The sequence below is a fragment of the Streptomyces sp. NPDC059037 genome (genome assembly GCF_042740015.1).
GTDB lineage: Bacteria > Actinomycetota > Actinomycetes > Streptomycetales > Streptomycetaceae > Streptomyces.
In genome coordinates this window covers 18,819-28,933 of the sequence record NZ_JBHYIG010000103.1, presented here as the reverse complement: position 1 = coordinate 28,933, position 10,115 = coordinate 18,819, and the positions used below count along the sequence as shown (strand labels likewise).

At 70.2% G+C, this 10,115-nt stretch carries 5 protein-coding genes; 2 read left to right on the top strand and 3 right to left on the bottom strand.

Annotated elements, in window-relative coordinates:
- Nucleotides 1–152 precede the first annotated feature (152 nt).
- Nucleotides 153–1,373: a signal recognition particle-docking protein FtsY gene (gene ftsY, locus ACFWY6_RS21875; protein WP_384692829.1), complete on the bottom strand. Its 1,221-nt coding sequence runs from the start codon at nucleotides 1,371–1,373 to the stop codon at nucleotides 153–155.
- Between the two features lie 197 nt (nucleotides 1,374–1,570).
- Between ftsY and ACFWY6_RS21870 the strand changes: the two genes are divergently transcribed.
- Both ACFWY6_RS21870 and ACFWY6_RS21865 read left to right on the top strand, forming a co-directional pair.
- The gene (locus tag ACFWY6_RS21870) at nucleotides 1,571–3,013 is read left to right on the top strand and encodes a purine-cytosine permease family protein (RefSeq protein ID WP_384692826.1); all 1,443 of its coding nucleotides are present in this window, start codon (nucleotides 1,571–1,573) and stop codon (nucleotides 3,011–3,013) included.
- 90 nt (nucleotides 3,014–3,103) lie between these two features.
- Nucleotides 3,104–4,084 (top strand): LLM class flavin-dependent oxidoreductase, encoded by a 981-nt coding sequence (locus ACFWY6_RS21865; RefSeq protein WP_384692824.1) that lies wholly within the window; start codon nucleotides 3,104–3,106, stop codon nucleotides 4,082–4,084.
- A gap of 44 nt (nucleotides 4,085–4,128) precedes the next feature.
- Here the strand turns inward: ACFWY6_RS21865 and ACFWY6_RS21860 are convergent, their stop codons facing one another.
- Together ACFWY6_RS21860 and ACFWY6_RS21855 are read right to left on the bottom strand one after the other, a co-directional pair.
- A complete protein-coding gene (locus ACFWY6_RS21860) occupies nucleotides 4,129–5,553 on the bottom strand; it encodes a sugar porter family MFS transporter (RefSeq protein ID WP_384692821.1) in 1,425 nt (474 codons plus the stop codon).
- Between the two features lie 228 nt (nucleotides 5,554–5,781).
- Nucleotides 5,782–9,900, bottom strand: coding sequence for an AAA family ATPase (locus ACFWY6_RS21855; RefSeq protein WP_384692818.1), 4,119 nt, complete (start codon nucleotides 9,898–9,900; stop codon nucleotides 5,782–5,784).
- Nucleotides 9,901–10,115: the final 215 nt, after the last annotated feature.

Sequence of the window (10,115 nt, the reverse complement as noted above, 5' to 3'; positions counted from 1 at the left end):
TTTTGCCGGCGGGATATGAATTTTATATATTTCTTTTTATTCTTGTTCTTTTTTTGTGTGGGGGCGGGCGCCCGCGGGGCGCCCCCCCCGGGCCCCCGGGGAACTGCGCGACCAGCCACGACGCACCCGCAGGCAACGGACCGGCCCTGGCGCTACTCCCCGATCAACGCATCCACAAAAGCCTCGGGCTCAAACGGCGCAAGATCATCCGCACCCTCGCCAAGCCCCACCAACTTCACCGGCACACCCAGCTCCCGCTGGACCGCCACAACGATTCCGCCCTTGGCGGTGCCATCCAGCTTCGTCAGGACGATGCCGGTGATGTCGACGACCTCGGCGAAGACCCGTGCCTGCACCAGACCGTTCTGCCCGGTCGTGGCGTCGAGCACGAGCAGCACCTCGTCCAGCGGCGCGTGCTTCTCGACGACGCGCTTGACCTTGCCGAGCTCGTCCATCAGGCCCGTCTTGGTGTGCAGCCGGCCCGCGGTGTCGATGAGGACGACATCGGCGCCCTCGGCGATGCCTTCCTTGACCGCGTCGAAGGCGATCGACGCCGGGTCGCCGCCCTCCGGGCCGCGCACCGTGCGGGCGCCGACGCGCTCGCCCCAGGTCTGCAGCTGGTCCGCGGCGGCCGCGCGGAAGGTGTCCGCCGCGCCGAGGACGACCGAGCGGCCGTCGGCGACCAGGACGCGGGCGAGCTTGCCGGTGGTGGTGGTCTTGCCGGTGCCGTTGACGCCGACGACCATCACGATGCCGGGCGTCTCCAGGCCCGACTCGGTCTTCACGGCGCGGTCGAAGTCCGCGCCCTCACGCGTGCCGAGCAGCGCGATGAGCTCCTCGCGCAGCAGCGCGCGGAGCTCGTCCGGGGTGCGGGTGCCGAGCACCCGGACGCGCTCACGGAGCCGCTCGACCAGTTCCTGAGTGGGGGCGACGCCGACGTCGGCGGTGAGGAGCGTGTCCTCGATCTCCTCCCAGGTGTCCTCGTCCAGGTTGTCGCGGGAGAGGAGCGTGAGCAGCCCCTTGCCGAGCGCGTTCTGCGAGCGGGAGAGCCGGGTGCGCAGGCGGACCAGGCGTCCTGCGGTGGGCTCCGGGGTCTCGATCTCCGGGGCGGCCTCGGGGGCCTCCTCGGTGACCACCGGCGCCTCGGCTCCGGCGCCCGGGAGTTCCACCTCCTCGATCGTGCGGCGCGGTTCGTCGCGCGGCGTCTCGGCCTCGTCGCCAACCTGCGGTTCGGCGGGAGGGGCGGTGATGGTGGGCGTGGTCGACGGCGCCTGCGGCGGCAGCTGCTTCTTCTTGCGGCTGCCGATCACGAGCCCGCCGAGCGCGCCGATCACGACCACGGCGATGACTACAGCAAGGATGACGATTTCCATAACCCACCCAGTATCAGTCATGGGTGCAACCCGAGCCCAGGCTGTAGCTTCCTCCAAAGAACAAAGGCCCATAGAGGGCACTACTCGGACTAAAGTACGATGGAGCTCTCCGCATCAACGCGCGTAGAGTCCTTGCGATCACCCCCACGGACGGCTCGCAGCGTTGCGATCCGAGCGAGAGGCACGGAACCACCCCCATGAGCACCACCGCCGAAAACGAAGGCGCCCTGGAGACACGCGGCCTCGAGCCCGTCCCCGACTCCGAGCGCACCGGCAGGACCCGCGAGCTGTTCCCCACATGGGTCGCGGCCAACATCAGCGTCCTGCTGCTCACCATGGGCGCGGGCCTCATCGTGACCAATGGCCTCAACTTCTGGCAGGCCCTGGTCGTCGCCCTCGTGTCCCCGGTCCTCAGCTACGGCATGGTCGGGCTGATCTCCATCGCGGGCAAGCGCGGCGGCTCGCCGGGCATGACGCTCTCGCGCGCGGTCTTCGGCCAGCGCGGCAACCTCTTCCCGGGCTCCCTGATCTGGATCGCCCGCTGGGGCTGGGAGACGATCAACGCAGTCACGGGCGCGTACGCGATCATCGTCGTCCTGGACATCTGCTTCGGCGTGAAGTCCAGCACGTGGCTGACGGTCGTCACGCTGATCGCCTTCGTCGCCTGTACGTTCGTCATCAGTGGCCTCGGCCGCAAGGTGCTGCACATCTGCAACACCTGGGCGACGTACCTCTTCGGCGCGTTCAGCGTCCTCGTACTGATCTACCTCATCGCCAACACCCCGTGGTCGGACGTCTTCTCCGAGTCGGCGGGCTCCACCGCTGCGATGGTCGCGGGCGTCGGCGTGATCGCCGCCGGCGGCATCAGCTGGGTCCCCACCGGACCGGACTTCACCCGATACCTGCCGCGCACGGCCTCCAACAAGGCCCTGGTGGGCAACGCGATCGGTGGCGCCGGCATCGTCGTCGTACCGATGGTCCTGATGGGCGCCGTCATGGCGGTCAGCACGCCGTCCCTGTCGTCGGCCGCCGACCCGGTCTCCTTCCTCGGCGAGCTGCTTCCGACGTGGATCGCGGTGCCGTACCTGGTGATGGCCCTGATCGGCATGCTCCTGATCAACTCGATGTCGATGTACTCCGCGGGCTTCACCGCGATGACGCTCGGCATCAAGGTCCCGCGCACCTGGGCGGTGAGCATCAACGCCATCATCAGCCTGATCTTCGGCTACCTGCTGATGAACGTGGCCAGCAGCTTCATGGGTTCGTTCATCTCCTTCCTGACGCTGCTCGCGGTCGCGTTCTCCGCCTGGATCGGCGTCTTCGGCGTCGACATGCTGCGCCGCACGACGTACGACGGCGAGGCGCTGATGGACACCAAGCGCACCAGCGCCTACTGGTACAAGGCCGGCTTCGCCTGGCAGGCCATGACCGCGTGGGCGATCGCCCTGGTGATGGGTCTGCTCTTCACGAAGGTCGACTGGTTCAGCGGCCCGCTCGCCACGTCCTGGGTCGGCCGCAACGGCCTCGGCTGGCTGGCCACGATCGTCATCGCGGCCGTCCTGTACGCGGTCCTTCCGCGCACCCCGGCCGTCGAGACCCCCGGCGGCAAGGGCGACGACACCGAGCTGGTCACCGCCTGATCCGGAGCAACTCCCGCCGGACACTGTTCATCTGACACCACGTCAACTAACGTCCTCCTTCGCCGCCCATGGTGAAGGGGGACGTTCCGTATGCCCGTCACAGTCGTCCGTTTCAACCTCGTCGATCCCGCGGCCACACCCGGCTCGCTGAGCGAACGCTACAAAGCCGCCCTGGAGATGGCCGCGTACGCGGATGACCGGGGCATCTCCACCGTGCAGACCGAGGAGCACCACGGCGTCGGCAACAACTGGCTGCCCTCGCCCTTCACGTTCGCGGGCGCGGTGTTCGGCGCGACCCGGCGCATCGCCGTGACGGTCTCCGCGATCATCGGCCCGCTGCACGATCCGCTGCGGCTCGCCGAGGACATCGCCGTACTCGATCTGCTGAGCGGTGGGCGCCTGGTGACGGTGGCGGGGATCGGCTACCGGCCCGAGGAGTACGCGGCGTTCGGCGTCGAATGGAAGCGGCGCGGCAGGCTCCAGGACGAGCTGCTCGAAACGCTGCTGCAGGCCTGGACCGGCGAACCCTTCGAGTTCCGCGGCCGCACCGTGCGCGTCACCCCGCGTCCGCACACCCAGCCGCACCCGCTGCTCCTGGTCGGCGGCTCCTCCCAGGCGGCGGCCCGGCGCGCGGCCCGGCTCGGCCTGCCGTTCTTCCCGAGCGCCCATCTGCCGGACCTGGAGGCGTACTACAACGAACGCCTCGCCGAGTACGGCACCGAGGGCTGGACGATGATGCCCGCCGCCGAGACCCCGCTCCTGCACATCGCCGACGACCCGGACCGCACCTGGGCCGAGCACGGCAAGCACTTCCTGCACGAGGCGCGCACCTACGCCTCCTGGCAGTCCAAGGACATCCGCTCGGCGGTGAAGTCCGCCGCCACGACGGTGGACGAGCTGCGCGCCGAGGGCGTCTACCGCGTCCTCACGCCCGACGAGTGCGTGGCGTACGTGCAGGGCGGCGCCGCCAATCTCGTACTGCATCCGCTGTCCGGCGGGATGCCGGTCGACGAGGGATGGCGCAGCCTGCACCACTTCTGCGAAAACGTACTGCCCCGGCTCAAGGAATAGGTCCTTGAACCGGGGCAGCTTCCTCAGAGGAGGGGCAGCGGGGATTAGCCCATCTCCTCCAGGGTCTTGCCCTTCGTCTCCTTGACGAACTTCATGACGAAGGGGATCGAGAGCGCGGCGAAGGCGCCGTAGATGATGTACGAGCCGGTCAGGCTCCACTCGGACATGCTCGGGAACGTCTTGGTGATCGCGAAGTTGGCGAGCCACTGGGCGGACGCCGCGACACCGAGGGCGGCGGCGCGGATCCGGTTCGGGAAGATCTCGCCGAGCAGCACCCAGACCACCACGCCCCAGGAGAGGGCGAAGAAGAGCACGAACAGGTTGGCGGCGATGATCGCGGTCAGACCCTGTGCGTCCGGCAGCGAGACGGTGTCGCCGGAGCCGGTCCGGTACGAGAACGCCCAGGCCATGGTGAACAGCGCGAGAGCCATGCCGGCGGAGCCGATCAGGGCCAGCGGCTTGCGGCCGATCCGGTCGACGAAGATCATCGCGATGACCGTGCCGACGATGTTCACGATCGACGTCTCGAACGAGTACAGGAACGAGCTGCTCGGGTCGTGCCCGATCGACTGCCACAGCTGGTTCGAGTAGTAGAAGATCACGTTGATGCCGACGAGCTGCTGGAACACCGAGAGCCCGATGCCGACCCAGACGATCGGCAGGAAGCCGACCTTGCCGAGCAGGTCCTTGAACGAGGGCTTGTGCTCGCTCACCAGACCGTGGTGGATCTCGGCGACGCGCGCGTCCAGGTCGATCTTGTGGCCCTCGACCTCGCCGAGCACCTTCTTGGCCTCGACGTCACGGCCGACCTGGACCAGGAAGCGCGGCGACTCGGGGATGACGAAGGAGAGCAGACCGTAGAGGACGGCCGGGATGACCATGACGCCGAGCATCAGCTGCCAGGCCTCAAGGCCCATCAGCTCACCGCGCTGGTCGTCGTCCGCCAGCTTCAGAATGCCGTAGTTGACCAGCTGCGAGACGGCGATGCCGATGACGATCGCGGCCTGCTGGAAGGAGGCGAGGCGGCCTCGGTACGCGGGCGGGGCGACCTCGGCGATGTAGGCCGGGCCGATGACGGAGGCCATGCCGATGCCGATGCCGCCGATGAAGCGCCACATCGTCAGGTCCCAGGCCGCGAACGGCAGGGCGGAACCGACGGCGCTCGCCGCGAAGAGGACGGCGGCGATCTGCATGCAGCGGATGCGGCCGATGCGGTCGGCGATGCGTCCGGCGACCGCGGCACCGACGGCGCAGCCGAGCAGCGCGGTGGCGATGATCCAGCCGAGCGTGTTCGCGTCGACGTCGAATCGGTCCTGGATGGCGACGGTCGCGCCGTTGATCACCGAGCTGTCGTAGCCGAAGAGGAAGCCACCCATCGCGGCTGCCGCCGTGATGAAGATGACGTGGCCGAGATGGTCCGGCTTGGCCTCTCTGCCTTCGGGCTGCGGCGCCTTCGTTGTGCTGGTCACATGGACTCCTCGGGCCACCGGCTGCATTGCCGGGGGTGGGGGCGAGCACTTCAAGTGGCGCACAACTTCACGCCGCCCACCACCTGAAGGTAAAAGCAACGTTGCAGAGACTATGCCTTCAAGTTTCGAAGTCAATACCTGGGTTCCTGTGAATTTCAGGCACGCGTGAGGTGAGGTTCGTTCAAGTCTTGAAGTAGTGACGACCTGGTGAAGAGAGTGCGCAGCGGGCTAGCGAAGCCGCTGGCTGATCACCTTGGATACGCCGTCGCCCTGCATGGACACGCCGTACAGCGCGTCCGCGACCTCCATCGTCCGCTTCTGGTGCGTGATCACGATGAGCTGCGAGGCCTCCTGCAGCTCCTCCATGATGCGGATGAGGCGCTGCAGGTTGGTGTCGTCGAGCGCGGCCTCGACCTCGTCCATCACATAGAAGGGACTCGGCCGCGCCTTGAAGATCGAAACGAGCAGCGCCACGGCGGTCAGCGACCGCTCACCACCGGAAAGCAGCGAGAGCCGCTTGACCTTCTTGCCCGGCGGCCGCGCCTCGACATCGACACCGGTGGCGAGCATGTTGTCGGGATCGGTGAGGATCAGCCGTCCCTCACCGCCCGGGAAGAGGCGCGAGAAGACCCCTTCGAACTCCCGGGCCGTGTCCCGGTAGGCCTCGGTGAAGACCTGCTCGACGCGCTCGTCGACCTCCTTCACCACCTGCAGCAGATCGGTCCGCGTCTTCTTCAGGTCCTCGAGCTGCTCGCTCAGGAACTTATGGCGTTCCTCCAACGCCGCGAACTCCTCGAGCGCCAGCGGGTTCACCTTCCCGAGCTGCTGATACGCCCGTTCGGCTGACTTCAGCCGCTTCTCCTGCTCGCCCCGGACGTACGGAACGGGCTTGTTGCGCGGGTGCTCCGGGTCATCGGGCAGCTCCTCGCCCTCGGCGGGCGGCGACGGCGGCACGAGCTGGTCGGGGCCGTAGTCGGCGACGAGGCCCGCCGGCTCGACGCCGAGCTCCTCGAGCGCCTTGGCCTCCAGCTGCTCGATCCGCATCCGCTTCTCGGCGCCGAGCACCTCGCCCCGGTGCACCGAGTCCGTCAGCTTGTCCAGCTCGGCCTTGAGATCACGGCCTTGGTTCCGCTCGGCGACGAGGTCCCGCTCCCGGACCTCCTTGGCGCGCTCGGCGGCACCGCGCTCCGCATCGGCCCGTGCGAGAGAGACCTCGACGTGCGCGAGCAGCTGCCGGGCACCGCGCGCGACGGCGTCGGCGACGGCCGCCTCGTGCCGCATCCGGGCCTTGCGCTGCTCGGCACGCGCGCGTGCCTCGCGTTCGCCGCGCGCGGCCCGGTCGAGCGAATCGGCCCGGCCCGCAAGCCCCTTGACCCGCTCCTCATGGGTACGGACCTGAAGCCTGGCCTCCATCTCGGTCTGCCGGGCATTGGCCCCGTCGGCGGCGAGCCGATCGCGCACGGCGGTGTCGGGCTCCTCCTCGGCCGGCGCCTCCTCGGCGACGAGCAGCCGTTCGGCCAGCTCCTCGGCCTCCTCGACCGCCTTGTCCAGCGCGTCCTGCGCCTTGGCCGCGGCGGCGGCACTGCGCTCGGCCTCACCGGCGGCGCCGCGCGCCTGCCCGGCGAGCGCGCCGAGCTGCTGGGCCACGGCCGACTTCTCCCGGTCGGCGGCGCGCCTGCGCTCGCCCAACTCCTCGACGAGCGCGGCCACTTCCTTACGCCGCTGACCCGCGAGGTGCTGTTCATCGGCGAGCCGCTCGCAGGCCGTGCCGAGCTCGGCGAGTTCGGCCGCGGCCTCGTCGACGGATGCCTGCACCTCCAGGAGACTGGGCGCCCCCGCGGACCCGCCCTGCGCGAAGTGCGCCCCGAGCAGGTCACCTTCGGTGGTCACCGCGGTCAACTCGGGCCGCGCGTAGACGAGATCCTCGGCGTCCTCAAGCGTCCCCACCGCCACCACGCCCCGCAGCAGCCGTCGCACGGCGGGCATCAACTCATCGGGGCCGCGCACCAGTTCGGCGACGAAGGGCGGACCTTGGGCGGCTACGGACCGAGCACCATCGGGGCCGCCGCCGGACTGAGCGGACAGCGCCTGCGCTCGGGCGCCGCCACCTGGGGCCTCCGGCCCACGCCGCCCCGCGCCCCCCGACTCCACGCCGCCCGACCCCGCGCCGCCCGACCTCGCGCCGCCCGACCTCGCGCCGCCCGACCCCGCGCCGCCCGACCCCGCGCCGCCCGACCCCGCAGCATCCGACCGGACGCCGGTCGACCGGACGCCACCACCCAGCGCCTCCGCACTGCCTCCGTCGACCTGCGCACCGCCACCGGGCACCTCAGCACCACGCGGGCCCGCACCGCCCGACTCCACACCACCCAACCCGACGCCCTCACCAAGCGCCTCCGCACTGCCTCCGTCGACCTGCGCACCGCCACCGGGCACCTCAGCACCACGCCGACCCACACCACCCGACTCCACACCACCCAACCCGACGCCCTCACCAAGCGCCTCCGCACTGCCACCACCGGCCCGCGCACCGCCGCCGGACACCTCCGCGCCACGCCGACCCGCACCGCCCGACTCCGCGCCGCGCGCGCCCGCCGAGCCGCCGTGTCCTGCGTCCCACGCGTCCGGCGCCCCCGCCAGCAACAGCGCGGCCCGCCCGCCGTCCTGCTTCCGCAGCAGCCGGATCGCCTCCGCCGCCGATGCGGGGGTGCTCACCGCGATGGCGTCCGCCGCGGCACCGAACGCCGCGGCGACCGCGACCTCGTACCCCGGAGCGATCGTGAGCAGCTCGGCCGCGGGCCCCAGAAGCCCGGCGATCCGGTCCTTGGCGGCGAGCAGCGCTCCCGTGCCGTCCTTGCGGCGAAGCCCGAGCGCGAGCGCGTCGTGCCGGGCGGCGACCGCGGCCCGCTTACGCTCGGCAGCGGTGGCCGCCTCCCGCGCGGCGGTGAGCGCGGCCTCCGCGTCGGCGAGGGAACGCTTCGCCTCGTCGTGCCGCCCGGCGAGCTCCGCGTCCCCGGCGTCGAGCCCGTCGACCTCCGCCTTGAGCTGCTCGTACTCCTCCTGGGCGGCGACGGCGCGCTCCCCCGCCTCGTCACGGGCCACGGCGAGCCGGTCGATCTCGGCCTGCGCGGAGCCCGCCCGTGAACGCGCCGCGTTGACCTGGCCGTTCAGCCGCGCGAGCCCCTCGCGCCGGTCCGCGATGGCCCGCGCCACGTCCTTGAGGCGACGCTCCTCGACCGCCAACTCCCGCTCAAGATCGGCACGGTGGCCGACCGTGTCCTCAAGCGCGTGCTCGGCGGCTTCGAGAGCCGCCTCCAGCTCCGCCTCCTGCTCGCGGATCCGCGCGGCCTCGCGCTCCATGTCCTCGGGGTCGCGGCCACGGCGCTCCTCCGGCGGGGCGGCGGTCGCGCTCTTGACCCGGGCGTCGGCGAGGGAGACCGTGCCGCGCACCCGCTCGGCCAGCTGCGACAGCTCGTACCACGTCTGCTGCGCCTGCTGCAGCCGCGGTGTGAGACGCCGCACCTCGTCCTCGAGCTCGGCCTCCCGCTGCAGCGCCTTCTTCAGCTCGGCCTCGGCGGCGTCCTTGCGCTGCTTGAGCGCGGCCTCGTCCGCCACTTCGGTCTGCAGCGCCGCTCTGAGTCGTACGAGATCGTCGGCGAGGAGCCGGAGGCGGGCATCGCGCAGATCGGCCTGGATGACGGCGGCCCGCCGGGCGACGGCTGCCTGCCGGCCCAGGGGCTTGAGCTGGCGCCGCAGTTCGTCGGTGAGGTCCTGGACGCGGGCGAGGTTGGCCTGCATCGCGTCGAGCTTGCGCAGCGCCTTCTCTTTGCGCTTGCGGTGCTTGAGGACGCCGGCGGCCTCCTCGATGAAGGCGCGGCGCCCCATCGGGTCGGCGTGCAGCACCCCGTCGAGCTGGCCCTGCCCGACGATGACGTGCATCTCGCGGCCGATGCCCGAGTCGGAGAGCAGCTCCTGGATGTCGAGGAGCCGGCAGGTGTCCCCGTTGATCTGGTACTCGCTGCCGCCGTTGCGGAACATGATCCGCGTGATGGTGACTTCCGCGTACTCGATGGGAAGCGCACCGTCGGAGTTGTCGATGGTGAGGGACACCTCGGCCCGGCCCAGCGGCGGCCGCCCGGTGGTGCCGGCGAAGATGACGTCCTCCATCTTGCCGCCGCGCAGCGACTTGGCACCCTGCTCGCCCATCACCCAGCTGAGCGCGTCCACGACATTGGACTTGCCGGAGCCGTTGGGTCCGACGACGCAGGTGATGCCCGGCTCGAACTTCAGCGTCGTGGCCGACGCGAAGGATTTGAAACCGCGCAGGGTGAGGGCCTTGAGGTGCACGCCGCTGGACTCTACCTTTCACTGACCGTTTCACCCATGAAGATGCAGGGCACATCAGACGGTAAAGGAATCGGGCGACACGGGGGCAAGAAAGAAGGGACGCCGAAGCGTCCCTTGCAGATCTGGACAATCGATCTGGACAAGCGGCTGACATGGGCAGCCCGACCACGTGCGTTAGCAGGCAACTCACAAGGCGGAAAGCGCGTGACGCACAA